The following is a 17471-nucleotide window of genomic DNA, read 5'->3' as shown; positions in this document are numbered from 1 at the left end:
TACCTTCCCGAACTCAGAGGTGAAACGCTGCTGCGGCTACGATAGTTGGAGGGTTGCCTCCTGCCACAATTGCTCGGTGCCAGGTTCTATACTTTAAAAGCCTCTTTCTCTTCAGAAAGGGGCTTTTTGGTTTTTGGGATGACCTGAATATTTGATTACCTGTTTGAGATCAGGAATCAAGTACAGTAAAGGAAAAACTAACCTCAAAATACGCAAAGGACACAAAGAAATTAGAGTTTCAGAGGTCTTTTGCGTAAGTCCTAGATTAGATGCTTCTATAGCTTCTATAGTGTATGTAGACTACTATTGCCAGCATCATCTATATCTATCATGAAACATTCGCACCAGTTACAGTTCCACCCAACTTTTGTTGAATTTTGGCTTTAGCTGCTTTAAATTCTGTAGCTAGTTGCTCACTTTGTTGAGTGTTTAAGTTATTACGGATTGCAGCAAACATTGTGCTTTCTTCTTGACGAATATGGTCGCCAACGATATCCATCAGATTTCTGATTCTATCTTTAAATTCAGGAATAGAAGGACTGATAGCCTTAATTTGATCTAAAAGCCGCTTCATTTCTGCTTGTTCATCATAAAGTTCTTGGGTATCACCTTCGCCGTAGAAGGAACGAACTCTGGGATAAACTACTTCTTCTTCAGCCTCAGCATGTGCTGTTAGGTCTTTGTAAATTTGACCAAAGTATTCTTGAATTTTTTGAGAATCATTGCTTTGCAGCAGTTCAGTAAATAAGATATTTACCTTGTTGTGATCCAAGCGAATCACGTCTTGGATGTTCATATCTTGTTTGTCAGTACTTTGGGTAACTGCACTACCTACAGCACCGCTAAAAGCTGCGATCGCATCTTGAACTCTTGCCCAAATTCCTTGGTCTGCATCTTGTCCAGTTAGCTCACGCACACCAAGAATTTCGAGAATCCCTTTAAGTTGCTCTTGGTGGGCGCGGTTTTCAAAGTTCACAGGATTGATAGGCCCAATCGCAGCCATTACATCAGCACCAACTTTTTGGGCTGCTTTGTGTACTAATAAGCCACTCAGAACTTGTTGATGCTTTAACAACTCGTGCTGAGATACTTTTTCATAGAAACTCAATTCTGAACCTTGCATCAATTGGCGAACTTTGTCTACCATTTCCTGCACAGTTTTTTTCGGCTCCTGCTGAATGCCATACTGCACAATTACTGTTTCGATAATGCCCAGATTTTTCCGATCATCTTCGAGGAAATCTCGAATCCGATCTGAGATTTCACTATCTGTAGCTTCTCTCAAAAATAGCTCTTCATTCTCAATAAGCAGTTGTTGAACTAATTTAATACTAGCCAATTTAGTTGCAATAGCATTGCGTTTTGTATCATCTAAAGTTGATACCATTCTGAAGTTCTCCTCAAAAATTAATCGGATTATTACTAATCACAGCTTGTCATAAGAGTTAATCATCTTCCCTCTTTCTTTTGAGCGATTAATTGCGTAACTCTGGATAGAAAACAAATTTTTTAAACATAAGAAAAGCTGATTATACTTTTGGATATATACAGATAAAATTTTGACTCCATCGTTAGATAGATAATTTTTTGACATTATTTTTCTAAATTGTCCAAAGAGAGTCAAACAAGAGATAATAACGTAATGTCAGAAAGCGCTGGTATAGGAGAGCAAGCACTCAATAAAGCCGCAGAAATAGGATTATCTAGCCAATTAGATGAAGTAGAAAATCTCGATGTCAACATCAAAACTGATCCGCTGAAAATGGTTCAGGGACAGGTAGATGCAGTAGAAATATCAGGCGAAGGTTTGGTGATGCAAAAAGACCTCCGCATGGAGGAATTAGAAATGCAAATGGGTAATGTTGTCATTAATCCCTTAAGTTTAGCTTTTGGCAAAATTGAATTAACCAAACCAACACAAGCTAGTGCAAAAGTTGTATTAACTGAAAATGATATCAACCGTGCTTTTAATTCTGAATATGTGCGATCGCAACTTCAAAGCCAGAAAGTAGATATCAATGGCCAATCAACGAGTATAGATCCCCAACAAGTGGAGTTTTGCTTACGTGATAATCAAAAAATCTGCCTCAATGCAACTATTCAATTAAAAGAAACAAGTGAAATTCAAAAAGTTGCTTTCTCGGCAATACCTAAAGTCAGTCCTAATGGACAAACTGTTTCTTTAGAGAATGTGGAGTATGGCGAAGGAGAAGAAATATCACCAGAATTGACAAAAGCTTTAATTGACCAAACCAGCAATATTCTGAATTTAAGTAACTTCGACTTAGAAGGTATGAGCTTGCGAGTTCAGCAACTAGAAGTAGAAGCAGGTAAATTAACGCTGCAAGCAGAAGCTTATGTAGAACAAATTCCCTCCGCTTAAACAAAGGATAATAATTTATGGAAACTATGAATACTTCAGAAACAACATCGGCTTCTACTCCTTTTCCCAATATTCCACCGATTATTGAGAGTGATGATAGAGAATATCGTGATACTGGCGTACCTAGTACAGTAGCGATCGCCGGACATCCCTTACACCCTTTAAGTGTTATTTTCCCTATAGCCTTTTTAGCCGCAGCATTAGGAAGTGATTTTGGCTATTGGTTAACGCGAGATTTCTTCTGGGCGAGGGCTTCCTTATGGTTAATTGGACTAGGACTGGTTGGTGGTTTAATTGCAGCGGCGATCGGGATGAGTGACTTTTTGAAAATTGAGCGCGTCCGTAAGCGCACCGCCGGCTGGGCGCACATGATCCTGAATGTTTCTATCCTAGTTTTAACACTGTTCAATTTTCTCCTGCGTTGGAACAGCACGGAAGCACACATCCTACCTTGGGGATTATTGATATCTCTCGTTGTTGGAACACTGACTAGCGTTTCTGGATGGTTTGGTGCAGAACTCTCCTATCGCCACAAAATTGGTGTGGTAGGGGCTGGGAGTAAAAGATATCCGTAACTTGATTAAAATAGAATTCAGAAGTTAGGAGTCAGAATTCAAGATGAGTAGGTTCTGAGTAAATGGTTTTAAAACCTAACTTAAGCTCAAAATTGCTAGTATATAATTAGCAAAAAGCTTACTGGACACTGACTTCTAAATTCTTCTTCGATTAAGATTAAAGTTACGGTAATTAAGAGCAATAGGTAATGCAAAAAAAAGTTAAAGTCAAACCTAATTCAAGACAACAGAAAGTTGAAGAAAAAGCTGATGGGACTTTAACTGTATATTTGAAATCGCCGCCAGTAGACGGTAAAGCTAATGAAGAATTAATCAAAGTCTTAGCTGAGAAATTTGATGTACCAAAATCTTATGTCAGCATTAAATCAGGATTATCATCTCGACAAAAATTGATTGAGATTAATACTGAGACTTAGGTTTTGTTTTATTGCTATTTTTCCCAGTTAAGCAGCGATGCTATTCTAGCGATTGGTATTAACCAGACGTTCGTCTAGCCAAGCTAAAGCTGCACCAGAGGTTTCAGCTAAGATACTAATTAGACGATATAAAGTGATCGCACTAATCACGATAGCCGAGGGAAAACGATGCTGCAAAAGGGCGATCGCTGTAGCTTCAAATACACCTAACCCTCCTGGCGCACCTGGAACTACCAGCCCTAACAGCCAAGCAAAACTAAAAGCCCCGACTAACAAAGGAATTTGGCTGAGATTCACAGGATTAATAGCATATATAGTTAAGATAAATCCCAAACTTCGCAGCCCTAAAAATCCGAATTCGCCTAATAAGGGGCGTAAGGGATAGCGGTCAAGATAGATAGTAGATTTTGGCTGATAATCCTCTCCAGATTTTTGATTTTTAAATTTGTGTAAAAGGCGGATAACTGGGTTTAAAAACCAGGGATGTACGCCACAAAGGATGACAATCAAAAACGCGAACTGTAATATTTGTAATGCTAAATTAGTCTGAGTTACTGCAAATTGACTACCAAATAAAACAACAACTATTAAAGCGGCTGCGGCCATGAGTAGTGGCTCTAATAGCACACTTAAGGTAGCTGCACCAGTAGAGACATTAGCATTTTTCGCTGCGATAATTCGCCCATAATAATGCCAAACATTCCCCGGTAAATACTTGGCGATGTTGGTTTTTAAGTAGACTTGAATGAATTGAACAGATGGTACGGGTTGATTTAAATCCCGCAAAACCCAAGTCCAAATCCAGCCAGCCCAAGTATGTGCTAACAAAGTTACGCCTGTGGCGATCGCCAAAATTGCCCATCCTGCTGGATCAATTTTAATAGTTGTTACCCCAACCCAATTGTCCTTTAGGGCTTTGACAACAAAAAACAGCGTTCCGCCCAAAATTATCCAGCGTAAAAATTGCTTCATCACTTTGGTCATTTAATAGCTTTAGCACGAAGCCTTGAATATCTTAAATCTTATGGTACATCAGCAACATCCCAAAAAATTTACAAACTCACTCTTCAGTTTTGCTGAAAACATAAGTCAATCTTGTGACAAATTATTTGTAATTCTACTTAGATAAACCAAATATTTGGAAGATTTTATTTAATTTCAACTTTATTAATAGTAATTTAAAGTGCGATTTTTATATTAATTTGCAAACTTTCAAATCCATCTTAAGTATGAAATAAAACAAGTTTTAGTAATTTTTGATTTTGAGCAGTTTTTATAGTTATTTCAATGCTTAAAAAGCGGAAATATTAATATTGTCTAACTTGAGAGAGATAAAAATAGCATATTTTTAGTAAAAACAATGTAGCTTAAGCTAGATGTAAAGCTGATTTTCTTTGAATTACATTAGAGATTGTTCGTCCAATAAATAATCAACTAAAACAAGATAAAAAAGCTTAATTATTGTAATCAATTATAAGCAAAAAACTTGTTTATTGTTGAAAGGAGGTCTCAATGAAAAAATTCACAGCCTTATTGAAAAAACTACGAATACGGCAAATTGTAACTGTATTTTTTGCAGGTTTATTATTGATGATTAGCACTGCTTGTTCCAGTGGAGATGCTACAGGTGCCAATCCTAAAAATCCGGCTGTTCAAGCTGGCGGTGCAAACAATCCCTATAAAAACGGTGGAGATAAATATACTAGAAACCTTTCCACCGATTCTAAAAAGTTAGGAGATCAATCTAACCTACCTTCTGGGTCATTAATTGCCACAAATCCAGAATCAGAAATACTCTATCCTGGTGCGGAAACACCCCAAGGCAGAGTAGAAAAAGAAAAAGAATTGCCAATAATTACAAAGAAAAACTTCCAACAGCCTGAACCTGGAAATTTAATTCAAAATGAATCTAATTTAGGAAATCGAGTTACAGACCGCCTCGAAACTGTCAAGGAACAATTTGAAGATGCTACCAGCTTTGTCAAAGATAAAGCCGCAGAAGCAAGTGCGAGACCAGAGTTACAAAAAAATCCGGCAGTAGGTAGATAGAATTTTTGATTTATTCTCGCATTGGAGACGAAAATTTGATGCTAAATTTAATCTCCATAAATTTGGAACTTACTTAGATAAATTCAAGGAGTTAAAGCATGAAAAAAGTCATTAATTGGGTAAAGAATATTCGCCCTTTGAAAGTTTTAAGCGTTTTCTTGGCAGGTATGTTTCTCATCCTGACACAAGCTTGTAACAGACCAACTATTGCAGGTCAACCACCACAACCGGGTGCTGAATCAGGCTATGCCCAGCCTGGTGCTGAATCAGCTTATACTAAACGTCAAGACCCGACCAAAGAGTATAACCTCAATACCCCTGAAGGTGGGATGAATAACTTTAGTGATGTAGATCCGAGAGCGAAAAATTTTGAAAAATCGGCAAATAATAGAGCAGACAATTTGAGCAGAAATGCCGAAAGAAACATTAATCAAAAAGGTATTGATAGCCCAGATCAGTATGCTCGGAATTATCGCCAAGGTACACCTTTTCCTGAAAGAGTAAAAAACTTGGGTGAAGACATTGGTAGTTCTGCTCAAGAAACAGCCGAAGGTGTGGCGAAGGGAGCAAAACGTGGTGTTGAAAACCTCAAAGACAATACCAGTAATGCTGCTCAAGACTTGGGTAAAAATGCCCGTCGTGCAGGTGAAGATGCAGGCGATGCTGTAAATCGGTCATTAAGAAATATTGACTAAATTATAGTCAATTCAAAGTAGGGAACACAAAATTTAGGAGTCAGAATTTAAAATTATTCTGACTCCTTTCTTGTTAATTCTTTTATGAATACCAACTCTGAAGAGCAAGCCGATGAATTTCCCGCCAAGGCAGATTGTGTTGTCGAGCTAATTCGGCACAATCTTCATATTCTGGCTGCACATTGGTAATAAATTTATCTTGTAATTCTCCTTGCCATGCGACTTTGATACGTACATTGCCATATTTTGTTTCGACTTGTTGAATTTCTCGTTGCAGGATGGCGCGTTGCTGGGTAGTGCGACGAATACCCAAAGTGCTAGTTTCACGGAATAAAATTGCTTCACACTTGAGTAAATTATCAAGATGACAGATAACTGTTAATAAGATACCTGGACGGGACTTCTTCATACCTATAGGCTGGGTGAAGACATCCACTGCACCTGCGGCAAATAAGGCTTCAAATACATAGCCAATCGCTTGGGGGTTTAAGTCATCAATTTGAGTTTCGAGTACGGAGATGGTTTCTAAAATCGGGCTGATTTGTTGAGAAGGGGCGACATCTGCCTGTAGGCTGGTGCTTTCACCCAGCCACAGGCGTATTATATTGGGAATAGGAAGATTAATAGTTCCCGCGCCCAATCCCACTTGTTTAATCGTCATCGATGGCGGATTCCCAAATTCTCTGACTAATGTAGTGGCGATCGCAGCTCCTGTTGGTGTTACCAGTTCCTTTTCAATGCCGTTACTATAAACCGGGCAACCCCTCATTTCCCATAATTTCAATACTGCTGGCACTGGTACTGCCATTTGACCATGTGCAGCCCGCACCGTACCACCACCTGTGGGAAATGCCGAGCAGTAAAGTAAGGGAAATCCTGCGCGATCGCTATCAATTCCCAACCAATCTAAACCCAAACAAGTGCCGACAATATCCACAATCGCATCCACGGCACCAACTTCATGGAAGTGTACTTTTTCCGGTGCAATCCCATGCACTGCACCTTCTGCTACTGCTAATTGTTGGAATACTTCTAAACTCCAAGCTTCGGCTCGTGGTGGCAATTTCGCCTGAAGAATCATTTGCTCGATTTCTGGCAGATGACGGCCATGATGGTGATCGTGTTTGTGGTCATGGTGATGCTTTTCTACTAAATCCACATACACCTTAGTTGCCTGTTGACCATTTTTCTGGACAAATTCTGCCCGTAAATGGTACTCCTTTGAGATTCCTAAGTCATTTAATTTTGTACTTAAATACTCTACAGGAACACCCAAACTGACTAAGGCTCCCAGGCACATATCACCAGAAATTCCCGTCGGGCATTGAAGATAAGCTATTTTACTCATATAGGTTAGTTAATGCTCAATGGTCAATAGTCATTTGTCCTTTGTCATTATCCCTCTGCTTCCTTGTCTCCCTTTCCCCTGCCCCATTTCCCAAAATACCGTGTTCTATGGCAAAAATTCTCACAGTGCATCCGGATAATCCCCAAAGCCGTCGAATAGAAGAAATAAAGTCAGCGCTCTCAGATGGCGCAGTCATGCTTTACCCTACTGATACGGTCTATGCGATCGGTTGTGATTTAAATGCTAAGTCAGCGGTGGAACGAGTGAGGAAAATCAAGCAGTTAGCGAATGATAAACCATTAACATTTTTGTGTCCTTCATTGTCAAATGTAGCGACCTATGCGTTTGTCAGCGATACAGCTTATCGATTGATGAAGCGGCTAATTCCTGGCCCTTACACGTTTTTGCTACCTGCCACTAAGTTAGTACCTCGACTGGTGCAAAATCCCAAGCGGAAAACTACAGGTATTCGCGTACCGAATCATCCTGTATGCCTAGCTTTACTAGAAGCTTTAGAAAACCCCATTATTTCAACTTCGGCACATTTGCCCAGCAATGAGGCCGATGATGGGAAATTTATTTCAAATGTTGAACCTCAGCTATCACGGGTAGAACTATTTGATTATCTGGATAACTTAGTAGATGTGATTGTAGACACAGGTGAAGAGCCAACATATCAGGTATCGACAATTTTGGACTTAACAGGAGACGAAGCAGTAATTACGAGACGGGGGTTAGGTTGGGAAGCAGTAGCCACGTGGGTTTAAAAAACGTACTTCACAAGCTGAAACTTCTGTTTCGGAAACGAGGATTAAAAATGCTCCAGTTTGGGGATTGTCATACTGAGTCATGGTTGGAATTGGGTAGTCAGGATAGGAGTAAAAGTATATATAGCAAGGATTTTAACCAGTTGTGGGCATGATGAATATGTGTGTGCGGCCTACAATTTGGTTACGGATGAAAAAAGCGACACATTACTTTCACTGTAACTTTTTTAAATTCCCTACAGTCATATACATAAGCAGTGCTGGCAATGAATCTTGTATGGATGAATACTTAATAATTTTCCAGACAAGAACGTTTTCAGATGCTATCTTTGCGTTGTAGTTACGGTGCTATACCCTACCCTAGGAAAATTCATGAAAGCTAACCTTGTAAATCTACCAACCTCCACACCCAATTTTTTTGTTAGCAATGTTGCTATTGAAGAATCCCCAGCTACAGATACTTTAATGCCACTGTTGTGTCAGGAAATACAGGCGCAAGTCAAAGCCAGTGCTGGATGTGTACAAGCTGTAGCACAACGCATAGCCAAAGAAGTCAGACGGATTTGTGATAAGAGTTCTCGCATCCAAACATCTGGACAAGTCCAATCTTGGCAGCTAACTTTAGCAAAACATCGGCTGCACAAATGTTTGCACTACTATCAACTTGGTTCTCGGCGGGGACGGGTGGAGTTACACAGTAGTTTGGGTGCAATGGTTTACCGCCATGTTACGCCATCTGGGGCAGAATATGGATTTGACGCTCGTTACAATTTGATTGAAGATTTTCTGCAAGCTTTTTATATTGAGGCGATTAAAGCTTTCCGACGGGAAAATGAATTAGCTGAAGATTACCAACCCCGCACTCAGCTGCAATTAGCTGAATATATGGCATTTACAGAGCAATATGCCAAGCGCCGGATTAATTTACCTGGTGGAAATAATCAACAATTAGTGATCTTACGCGCTCAAGGCTTTGCCCGTCGTCAGCCCCAAGAAACAGCTGTAGATATTGAAATGGCTGTCGAGTCGGCGAAAGGTGAAGATGGAGAATCTTACCAACGCAATCCCGCGGTGCAACAAATCCGTTCTAAAATGATTGCTCAAGGTCATGTTGATTTATCCGAAGAATCAGAACGCGATCGCGTTATCTCTGAATTAGTCAAATATTTAGAATCTCAAGGTCAATCTGACTGTGTTGACTACCTCAGCTTGAAGCTGCAAGATTTATCTGCACCAGAAATTGACCAAATTCTCGGTTTAACCAGCCGCCAGCGCGATTATCTGCAACAGCGCTTCAAATATCATGTAGAAAAGTTCTCTAAGCAGCACCAATGGCAATTAGTCCATCAATGGTTAGGCGCAGGTTTAGAACAAAAATTAGGTTTGTCTTCTCAACAGTGGGAAACTTTTATTCAAGTACTTTCTCCCCAGCAACAGCAAATTCTACAGTTAAAAGCAGCTAGACATAGTGATCAGGCGATCGCTAAAGCTTTAAAATGTACTCCCAAACAATTGCAAAAACGCTGGACTCATCTACTAGAGATTGCTTGGGGAATCCGTAATGGTCATAGCGAAGTACAAACTGGTTGAGTTTTAACGCAGAGTTTCGCAGAGTTTTTGTTCATCTAAATTCATGGACATTTCACCCTCGTTATTTAGTACACAAGTACCAAAAATATCCCACTTTTTTCCACTTTGAAAATTCATATTAAGTAACTGTCTATATATCTCTGCTTCCATGAAATTCTAGAATAGATGTGAAGTGTGGCGGAGGGCTTGAGAATGACTATGACTCAAGGCAAGCGGGCAAATCAGGCAGGGAAGATTCTAGAAAGTAATGTAGAGGCAATATTAACTGGACATGGTTATTTTCAAGTTGGAAATCACGTCACCAAAGAATATCTTTTGACTGCTAATTTATTACCAAAACGTTATGCTAAGCAAGTTTATATTGGTGCAGGAATTTATAATACTTTGTTGAAAGTTGATTTTTATGTTGTTGGCTTACCTATCATTCCCACAGGATTAATTATTGAATGTAAATGGCAAGAAAGTGGCGGTTCTGTAGATGAAAAATTTCCTTATTTGAGTATGAATATTCAGGAATATTATCCCGCACCAGCAATCGTTGTGATTGGTGGTGAAGGTATGCGGGAAGGAGCAATTCAATGGCTCAGGCAACAAGTTAAGCTAAACCATAACTTACTTGGAGTTTATAGTTTAGATAGATTTATTGCCTGGGCGAATAAAAATCTTCAATAGGAAGTTATTAATAATTCGCTAATTATGCCGCGCTTTTTGGTATTAGAGTTAATTGACCGAGAGGCAGCGATCGCATAAATATTAAAGTTGATTTCTTTATATATTTTTCTAATAAATTCGCAATCAGAATTACAGACCATAACTTTGACACCACGATTTGCTAACTCTGCACAGGCATCTCGCAAACGTGTTTGGTCTTGTTCACCAAAAGAATTGCCATTATAACCTGTAAAATAACTAGTGTTGCTGATAGGATGATAAGGTGGATCGCAAAACACAAAATCATCACTACTCTTAGCGTAATTCAACACATTCATAAAGTCTGCCCGCTTGATCTCACAAGATGAAAGCGATTTAGATGCAGTTCGTAGTAAATCTGCTGGACAAATATTCGGGTTTTTATAACTACCTAAAGGAACGTTGAATTTACCTTGAGAATTGACACGATATAAGCCGTTATAACAGGTTTTATTTAAATAAATTAACCGAGCAGCCTGCTCTAAATCATTTATACCTGGATGAGAACGCACACTATAATAATAATCTCGATTATGTTTGGATTTATGCTCTTGTAATAAGCCAATTAAATCTTCAACTTGATCTCTAACACAGCGATAAGTAGTAATTAGTTCGGCATTAATATCAGTTAAGATGGCGGTTGTTGGTTGCAAATGAAAAAAAACCGCCCCACCACCTAAAAAGGGTTCGTAGTAAGTCTGATAAAACTTGGGAAAATAAGGAATATATTGTTGAATTAACCTACTTTTACCACCTGCCCATTTTAAAAATGGACGTGGGCAAGTTTCAGGAAGCATTTGAATAACCATTTACAAACAATTTCACTAAAATTAAGCTAATAAATATAACAGGATATAACTGCCGACGCATATTCTATATTAGGTGAGTAATTTTCATCCGCATAGATTACAATTGGGTAGATAAAGCATATCAAAACAATCGTCATTTCATAACAAGGCAGTTTAGATTTCCATGTTTGACGGATTTTGGGAGAACGTTTTTCGCTACCCCCGCTACTTAATTACTATCCTCGTCGGGCTTCTGGTGAACACATTTGAGCCATTATTGCCCTTGTTAAAACGTCCAGTCACCTTAGTTGCCGTAGTCGGCTTATTACTGGGCGGTCTGGCTTTCATGACTCTCACCCTACGCGCTATGCTGGGTTTGAGTGCAATTTAGGCTGGGAAGCTTGGGGCTGTTGTTATAGTCGAAAATCTGATAGCTACTGGGTTTATACTCAGCACTCAGCACTCAGCACTCAGCACTTTCTCAGAGTCCTTCCCAGATTTCGATTATTGATGTTTTATAACCTCTGTGAGGAGGCAAAGATTTTATGGCTACAAATCGCCGCGTTTCCCGTGTTGCTGAATTAATTAAACGGGAAGTTAGCCAAATGTTACTCAACGGAATTAAAGACGACCGTGTGGGTTCAGGTATGGTTAGTGTCACCGATGTAGACGTTTCTGGCGATTTGCAGCACGCCAAAATCTACGTCAGTATTTATGGTACAGAGGACGCTAAAGCAGAAACAATGGCAGGCTTAAAGTCTGCTACGGGTTTTGTACGTAGTGAACTTGGTGCTAGGGTACGCCTGCGTCGGACACCAGAGGTAATTTTTATCGAAGACCGTTCCATAGAACGGGGTAATAAAGTATTATCTCTGTTGAATAAACTCCAGGATGCGCGATCGCCTGAAACTTTAGATAGCGAAGAAGACATAGGCGCAGAAGAAGATTAAAAATAACTGTAGTAGGGGCGAAGTACGCCCCTGTTTAGTTTGTTTAGCAAAACAGTCCCTCCTACAAAACTGTCTTCTTTAGCCCCTAGGCGCTATTTTGGCGAACTATAAATCATAAACCACTTTCACTATTAGGACTGGCGCTAGGTGCTGGTTTTTTTGTTGTGGGAGTTTTTTGATTATTTTGCTGATCTACAGGGGGAAAAGCCTGTTTACCGATATTATCAGCCGCTTGTTTAAATAAAGGCTCGATTTTATTGCGCCAGTATTGGGTATCGGGTAACTTTTCGGGATGATTTTTGTAATCTAAAACCTTATCCCAATTACCATCATCCATCGCTTTATTGATGTCGTTAAACAGTGCATCAGCTTTAGTCCAATCTTGCTGCCATTGGCTTATTATCTTACCTGTTTCTTGAATACCAGCCGAAGCATTGGCGGGAATAGACCGTAATAAGGCGATCGCACCGACTAAATCTCCTGACTCATACTTCTTCCTAGCTTGTTCAACAACCTTGTCACTGTTCTCACTAGGTTTTGCTGGTTCTGATTTTCCAGAGTCGGAATTTGTGGTTTCTGCTGGCGGAGTGGTCGCCTTACTCGGTTTTGGTTTGGGAAGCGGTCTAGCTGCTATCACAGTACTATCATCAACGGTCTTAATCGCAATACCTTTATCTCGCAGACAACCAATCCATTCATCATTATTGGAGATGACATCTGCATACGCCCAAGCCAACCGCCCAGAATTTAGTCTAACTTGTATCCAGTTGCGTTTTGTCCGCAGGCCAGTCACCTCAAATTGTGTGTCCTCACCGATGGTTTTGAGAACATTATCAGAATTAATGGAACTAGGTTCAGAACGAATATTAGAATTACCTGTCACCATCGCCAAGCATTTATTCCCAGCGGTGACGTTTTGACCTGTAAAATTAGCGGCGAAATTTCTTACATTTGGGTAGATATTTGCCACCAACGCCGCTGCACTACCAGCCAAAAGTATACCAATTAACAACGGTAGGGGATCAGATTTGCTAGAAGTTCTGCGGGTGGGTTTGGTAGTACCAGGATTTGCTGGGGAAACCGCCAGAGTTGGCTGAAAAGACGAAGCTTGTTTAGTCGCAGGATAACCATAATTTATCGCTGGTTCTGGTGGTGCAGCAGGTGTTAAAACTGGACTCATCACATTCAAACAAGCTTGCAGTGCTTCTGTGGCTGTTTGGTAGCGGTCTTTAAAATGATAATGCACCATCTTCGTTAACACAGATGTTAACCGATAGCTAACAGGGGCTAAATGTTGCCAACGAATTTCCCCAGTATCCGGATCTTCTTGTAATTCCGAAGCCGATACACTTGTAAGTGCTTGAATAGCAATAATACCTAAAGAATAAATATCACTATTGGGGCGGGGTTTACCTTGTCCTTGTTCCGTTGGCATATAGCCAGGAGTCCCAATAGCCACAGTCGCAGTAGGTTGTCCGCCAACCGTCACCATTGAGGAACTTAACTGTTTAACTGCTCCAAAATCGACTAAAACTAATTTATTGTCCGATGAGCGCCGAATAATATTATCTGGTTTAATATCGCGGTGAATTACACCTTGTTGATGGACAAACTCTAAAATACCTAACACTTCCTGCAACATTTGCAGAACTTGGCCTTCACTCCAGCGTTGACCAGAAATTAATTCATCAGCTAAAGGATGTCCTTCAATATATTCCTGGACTAAAAAGAATTCTTGGTTTTCGTCAAAGTAAGCCAGCAAGCGAGGAATTTGGTCATGATATCCCAAGCGTTCCAAAGTTTCCGCTTCGTTTTGGAACAGGCGCTTGGCAGTTTCAAAAATTCTGGGGTCAGAACTGGTAGGCTTGAGGTGCTTGACAACGCAGATGGGATTTCCTGGCCGTCTGGTATCTTGGGCGATGTAGGTTTGACCAAAGCCTCCCTTAGCCAGCACTTGAATTACTTGGTAACGATTATCTAGTAGCTTACCGATCATATTCCCTCCCCAGAGTTATTACCTAATTTTCCAGCTGGTAATAAATATCTCCAAATTTTTTTACTTGAAATCCGCTATCTTGAGAAAAGATTTGAAATAAATACGTAGCTTTTTTATAAACCCTGTTTATTAACTTTTCTTTATATATCGCTATTGACGACCGATGCCACCTAGAATAACCAATCCAGTTGCATGGCAACAGGCGGAACTCCTCATGCAACCAGCTTTCATTAGAGTTGTGGATAACATTCGTAAGCAACTCGACGCATCTGCTTGGCAGGGAACCTACCACGATGTACTGATTTGGCCACCTAGCACCACCGACGAAATGAAAGCCTTGGTAACAAGACTGTTGCAAGAGATGGAAAGTGCCACACCAGAACAAGCAGACGAACTTCGTGATACCCTGTCTCGGTTGCCAATGCCCCATCCAGGATATCATTTGCAATTGCAACGTCAAGAGCAGAAAGTCAGCATTGATTTGTGGGAACTGTGTTATCAAGTGTGTTTTGCAAATTACAGCCCGGAAAATGATATTGCTGATATTGATACTAGTTTAATTGATGAGTTAGGTGAAGTAGATTGGCAGCATCTAGAGAATAAGACAAAAGATTTAGTAACCCAGGTGTTTGCAAATTTACCAGATTAAGTACTTATAAAATGCGTTAATCCAAATAAAGCCCACACCAATAGCCTGAGATAAAAATAGGATTTTACCCTTTTGAGTGAGTCCAGTTAAAAAAATGTTTTATTACTCCTCTATTTTTGCGGGTTTCCAACTATTTAAAGATGCTTGAAGAAAAGCCAAATCACTCAAATATATATTTAGGTTTGTCTTTTGAGATTCAAGTTTTGCAAGAATTTGCTCTTTTTCCAGTTCTCTTGTTGCTCGTTCTTTCAATAATTGATAAAATTCGTCTTGAAACCTTTTAATGTAATCATTGATTTGTTGCTCTGCACTGCTAAAATCTTTCGATACTTGTTTATCAATAACACGCTCTAGTATTTGCTGATTTCTTGAAACTTGAGCATCTATTTTCTCTTGAATTAGCCTTGCTGTTTCTTTTAGGTCAATGTCATAAACATTTCCTGTAATTGGAACATCTACGCAATAGTCAGGCTTACAGCAATTACCTGAGATTTTCTGTCTTGTATGACCAATAATAACATCTTGTTGATGTTGAATTGCTGCATCAATTCCTTTGAACTTAAAGCTAGGAAATTTAATACTATTGATGTTGAGTTTTACGTCTAAAGTGTCTCCAATATATTTAGATAATTCATTTGATATCTCTTGAATATCTTTTTCGGTTGTTCTTAGCAATTTTTTTCTAATATCTGTCCCTTCTCTAACTAACTTATCTTGAATATCAAACCATAAACTTTGAACATGAGGAGTACAAAATTGATTAATTGTTAATTTAATAGTTTCTGCATCTTTTCTAGATTTAACTCTAATTTTATAAGGATCAGCAACTTTTGTTTGACCTATTTCTACATAGGAATCTCTACTATCCAAATACTCTGGTAAAGATTTATTCAGTGAATTGAGTAATGATTCACCAACTTGAAACCCTAGTTTAAATATTTTACTTAAACCTCGTAAACTAGGAAAAGCCTCTAGTATACCTTCACCAAATTCTAGTATAATACCTCCCCAATTCTCACTTTTAACTTCCTGTATGTTTAGGATTTGAGGGATGTTTTGAAGTGCATTTGCAGATCTGGATTGAGCAATATAATCAATTTCATTTTGAATTTTAGCTTTGGCAACGTCAGCAAATATACAAATTGCTTGTTTAAACCCCTTAATAAGTATGCGTTTTTGTTCCTCTACAGACTTCTTTACATCTTCAACCTTTTGTTTAGTAGACTCAGCACGTACCCTATATTCTTCTAGTTTGAGTTTGAGACTTTCAATCTCTATCTCCCAACCACTTCTCTGTGTGTTTATACTGTCCTCAATTGCTCTAGATGCTTTAAAAAGAATACTCAAAACATCACTTAAAAGATTCCAGCCAGCATTTTGAGTTATAGTTTGGATCACCGTTTCTTGAATTATAGGTAAACCACTATCTCTTAAGGCTTGTGGTGCAATTTTCCACGGCGCAGGTATAATCTGATTTCCTTCTTCATCTTCTTTAGAATATCTGGCACTGAAAAATGTTTTAAAATCCTTTATTTGGCTTTCTGTAGCTTTTCCTTGTTGAATTAATTTTGCTAGAATTCCTTGCCGAGAACTTGCTGGATAAATTACTGGGTTAGGAAAACCAAAGTTAGTCAACTCTCTTTTTAATTCATTTATTACATCATCAATAGTTTTATCTTTTTCGGTCTTCTGATCGACCTTGTTAAGTATGAAATAAATCTTATCTGTATTTCCAGTTAAAATTTCCTTCCGATTTTCTACAACATCTTTAAACAAATCAGAAATAGCATTATCTCTATATGATGTGTAATCTAAAATAAACAAAATTGCATTACAAGTTCGTAGTACTTCTAAGGCAGTTTGTTTTAGTGTTACTGTGTTGAAATGAGCCGATTCCCACTCATTAGGACCAGGTGTATCAACTAAAGTAAACCCAGTCAGGGAAGAAAATTGACTAACGGCTTCAATAGGATGCTCTAGCTGAAAACGTATAGCCTTCTCTGTATTACCTTTTTCTCTAATTTCACGAGTACGTAATAAAAATTTTTGTTGAATTTCCCCAGCATCACCCTCAGCAATAATAAACGGATTTCTATGTCCTTCACGATATTCCAGAAGTCTAGGAGTTTGCTCCAATGGAATGTGTCGAACATTTGTACGGCAAATTGTACAAGCTGCAACTTCACTTGCCAGAATATCAGCACCAATAACAGCATTCAAAAATGTACTTTTGCCAGCTTTCATTGCGGCAATTACGGCTACTTGATATTTCTGCTCTTTTAAGGCATTTAAGGCTGTTTGTATATCATCCTCTATACTTTGTAAACCTCTAGTATCGTCTCCTTCGCTCAGACGACCTTGGCGAATTTCCTGAAGATACTCTAAAAGACGTTTTCCAGTGTTGTAGATGCTATCGTGCGCTGCTTGAAACTGTTCAGAGGACATATATTTCTGAATATTTAGAGAAAAATTAGCATAAACACGTACAGCTTAAATGACTCAAGAATAAATTGCCCCCAGTGATTGCACTGACACACGTATCAGCAATAATATTCTCAAACTAACTAAACACCGA

17 protein-coding genes are annotated in these 17471 nt (G+C 39.0%); 11 read left to right on the top strand and 6 right to left on the bottom strand.

From position 1 onward, the window contains the following. Positions 1-328: 328 nt before the first annotated feature. Complete coding sequence (locus tag IQ244_RS26685; RefSeq protein ID WP_193899646.1) at positions 329-1387, bottom strand: hemerythrin domain-containing protein; 1059 nt, start codon at positions 1385-1387, stop codon at positions 329-331. Between the two features lie 255 nt (positions 1388-1642). Between IQ244_RS26685 and IQ244_RS26680 the strand changes: the two genes are divergently transcribed. From IQ244_RS26680 to IQ244_RS26670, 3 genes are all read left to right on the top strand, one after another. Continuing rightward, positions 1643-2383 (top strand): DUF2993 domain-containing protein, encoded by a 741-nt coding sequence (locus IQ244_RS26680; protein WP_193899637.1) that lies wholly within the window; start codon positions 1643-1645, stop codon positions 2381-2383. Positions 2384-2409: 26 nt separating this feature from the next. Then, positions 2410-2958 (top strand): DUF2231 domain-containing protein, encoded by a 549-nt coding sequence (locus IQ244_RS26675; RefSeq protein ID WP_193899635.1) that lies wholly within the window; start codon positions 2410-2412, stop codon positions 2956-2958. Between the two features lie 188 nt (positions 2959-3146). Next, the gene (locus IQ244_RS26670; protein ID WP_193899633.1) at positions 3147-3374 is read left to right on the top strand and encodes a DUF167 domain-containing protein; all 228 of its coding nucleotides are present in this window, start codon (positions 3147-3149) and stop codon (positions 3372-3374) included. A 45-nt stretch (positions 3375-3419) separates the two neighbouring features. Here IQ244_RS26670 and IQ244_RS26665 read toward each other — a convergent pair whose 3' ends face one another. Continuing rightward, a complete protein-coding gene (locus tag IQ244_RS26665; protein ID WP_228059177.1) occupies positions 3420-4346 on the bottom strand; it encodes a lysylphosphatidylglycerol synthase transmembrane domain-containing protein in 927 nt (308 codons plus the stop codon). Positions 4347-4886: 540 nt separating this feature from the next. Here IQ244_RS26665 and IQ244_RS26660 point away from each other — a divergent pair. Beyond that, complete coding sequence (locus IQ244_RS26660; RefSeq protein ID WP_193899622.1) at positions 4887-5423, top strand: DUF6658 family protein; 537 nt, start codon at positions 4887-4889, stop codon at positions 5421-5423. Between the two features lie 98 nt (positions 5424-5521). Further along, positions 5522-6118 (top strand): DUF6658 family protein, encoded by a 597-nt coding sequence (locus IQ244_RS26655; RefSeq protein WP_193899620.1) that lies wholly within the window; start codon positions 5522-5524, stop codon positions 6116-6118. Positions 6119-6200: 82 nt separating this feature from the next. Here IQ244_RS26655 and larC read toward each other — a convergent pair whose 3' ends face one another. Continuing rightward, positions 6201-7466, bottom strand: coding sequence for a nickel pincer cofactor biosynthesis protein LarC (larC, locus tag IQ244_RS26650; protein ID WP_193899618.1), 1266 nt, complete (start codon positions 7464-7466; stop codon positions 6201-6203). Between the two features lie 107 nt (positions 7467-7573). On the opposite strand from larC, the gene IQ244_RS26645 reads away from it, so the two are divergent. From IQ244_RS26645 to IQ244_RS26635, 3 genes are all read left to right on the top strand, one after another. After that, complete coding sequence (locus IQ244_RS26645; RefSeq protein WP_193899616.1) at positions 7574-8233, top strand: L-threonylcarbamoyladenylate synthase; 660 nt, start codon at positions 7574-7576, stop codon at positions 8231-8233. Between the two features lie 372 nt (positions 8234-8605). Further along, the gene (locus IQ244_RS26640; RefSeq protein WP_193899614.1) at positions 8606-9823 is read left to right on the top strand and encodes a HetZ-related protein; all 1218 of its coding nucleotides are present in this window, start codon (positions 8606-8608) and stop codon (positions 9821-9823) included. Between the two features lie 192 nt (positions 9824-10015). Next, positions 10016-10495 carry a PD-(D/E)XK nuclease superfamily protein gene (locus IQ244_RS26635; RefSeq protein WP_193899612.1) on the top strand — a complete coding sequence of 160 codons (480 nt, stop codon included), beginning with the start codon at positions 10016-10018 and terminating at the stop codon, positions 10493-10495. On the opposite strand, the gene IQ244_RS26630 is transcribed toward IQ244_RS26635, so the two are convergent. Then, entirely contained in the window at positions 10489-11322 is an 834-nt protein-coding gene (locus IQ244_RS26630; protein ID WP_193899610.1) for a DNA adenine methylase, read from the bottom strand. The genes IQ244_RS26635 and IQ244_RS26630 overlap by 7 nt on opposite strands. A 163-nt stretch (positions 11323-11485) precedes the next feature. Here IQ244_RS26630 and IQ244_RS26625 point away from each other — a divergent pair, with 163 nt between their 5' ends. Together IQ244_RS26625 and rbfA are read left to right on the top strand one after the other, a co-directional pair. Next, positions 11486-11692 (top strand): DUF751 family protein, encoded by a 207-nt coding sequence (locus tag IQ244_RS26625; RefSeq protein WP_193899608.1) that lies wholly within the window; start codon positions 11486-11488, stop codon positions 11690-11692. 154 nt (positions 11693-11846) lie between these two features. Then, positions 11847-12251, top strand: a complete 405-nt coding sequence (rbfA, locus tag IQ244_RS26620) for a 30S ribosome-binding factor RbfA (protein ID WP_015113246.1) — start codon at positions 11847-11849, stop codon at positions 12249-12251. A gap of 112 nt (positions 12252-12363) precedes the next feature. On the opposite strand, the gene IQ244_RS26615 is transcribed toward rbfA, so the two are convergent. Continuing rightward, complete coding sequence (locus tag IQ244_RS26615; protein WP_193899606.1) at positions 12364-14247, bottom strand: serine/threonine protein kinase; 1884 nt, start codon at positions 14245-14247, stop codon at positions 12364-12366. Positions 14248-14410: 163 nt separating this feature from the next. Between IQ244_RS26615 and IQ244_RS26610 the strand changes: the two genes are divergently transcribed. Further along, positions 14411-14896, top strand: coding sequence for a hypothetical protein (locus IQ244_RS26610; RefSeq protein ID WP_193899604.1), 486 nt, complete (start codon positions 14411-14413; stop codon positions 14894-14896). A gap of 102 nt (positions 14897-14998) precedes the next feature. Here the strand turns inward: IQ244_RS26610 and IQ244_RS26605 are convergent, their stop codons facing one another. Beyond that, entirely contained in the window at positions 14999-17341 is a 2343-nt protein-coding gene (locus IQ244_RS26605; protein WP_193899602.1) for a dynamin family protein, read from the bottom strand. Positions 17342-17471: the final 130 nt, after the last annotated feature.

Source organism: Nostoc sp. LEGE 06077, assembly GCF_015207705.1.
Lineage (GTDB): Bacteria > Cyanobacteriota > Cyanobacteriia > Cyanobacteriales > Nostocaceae > Nostoc_B.
Note: the sequence above shows the minus strand (reverse complement) of the source record. Positions and strands in the feature narration are given on the sequence as shown.

Excerpts from the sequence above, each read along its gene's own strand:
- IQ244_RS26625 (WP_193899608.1), top strand. The coding sequence starts at position 11,486 with ATGTTTGACGGATTTTGGGAGAACGTTTTTCGCTACCCCCGCTACTTA.
- IQ244_RS26685 (WP_193899646.1), bottom strand. The coding sequence starts at position 1,387 with ATGGTATCAACTTTAGATGATACAAAACGCAATGCTATTGCAACTAAA.
- larC (WP_193899618.1), bottom strand. The coding sequence starts at position 7,466 with ATGAGTAAAATAGCTTATCTTCAATGCCCGACGGGAATTTCTGGTGAT.
- IQ244_RS26615 (WP_193899606.1), bottom strand. The coding sequence starts at position 14,247 with ATGATCGGTAAGCTACTAGATAATCGTTACCAAGTAATTCAAGTGCTG.
- IQ244_RS26660 (WP_193899622.1), top strand. The coding sequence starts at position 4,887 with ATGAAAAAATTCACAGCCTTATTGAAAAAACTACGAATACGGCAAATT.
- IQ244_RS26670 (WP_193899633.1), top strand. The coding sequence starts at position 3,147 with ATGCAAAAAAAAGTTAAAGTCAAACCTAATTCAAGACAACAGAAAGTT.
- IQ244_RS26640 (WP_193899614.1), top strand. The coding sequence starts at position 8,606 with ATGAAAGCTAACCTTGTAAATCTACCAACCTCCACACCCAATTTTTTT.
- IQ244_RS26630 (WP_193899610.1), bottom strand. The coding sequence starts at position 11,322 with ATGGTTATTCAAATGCTTCCTGAAACTTGCCCACGTCCATTTTTAAAA.
- IQ244_RS26645 (WP_193899616.1), top strand. The coding sequence starts at position 7,574 with ATGGCAAAAATTCTCACAGTGCATCCGGATAATCCCCAAAGCCGTCGA.
- IQ244_RS26635 (WP_193899612.1), top strand. The coding sequence starts at position 10,016 with ATGACTATGACTCAAGGCAAGCGGGCAAATCAGGCAGGGAAGATTCTA.
- IQ244_RS26610 (WP_193899604.1), top strand. The coding sequence starts at position 14,411 with ATGCCACCTAGAATAACCAATCCAGTTGCATGGCAACAGGCGGAACTC.
- IQ244_RS26665 (WP_228059177.1), bottom strand. The coding sequence starts at position 4,346 with ATGAAGCAATTTTTACGCTGGATAATTTTGGGCGGAACGCTGTTTTTT.
- IQ244_RS26680 (WP_193899637.1), top strand. The coding sequence starts at position 1,643 with ATGTCAGAAAGCGCTGGTATAGGAGAGCAAGCACTCAATAAAGCCGCA.
- IQ244_RS26675 (WP_193899635.1), top strand. The coding sequence starts at position 2,410 with ATGAATACTTCAGAAACAACATCGGCTTCTACTCCTTTTCCCAATATT.
- rbfA (WP_015113246.1), top strand. The coding sequence starts at position 11,847 with ATGGCTACAAATCGCCGCGTTTCCCGTGTTGCTGAATTAATTAAACGG.
- IQ244_RS26655 (WP_193899620.1), top strand. The coding sequence starts at position 5,522 with ATGAAAAAAGTCATTAATTGGGTAAAGAATATTCGCCCTTTGAAAGTT.
- IQ244_RS26605 (WP_193899602.1), bottom strand. The coding sequence starts at position 17,341 with ATGTCCTCTGAACAGTTTCAAGCAGCGCACGATAGCATCTACAACACT.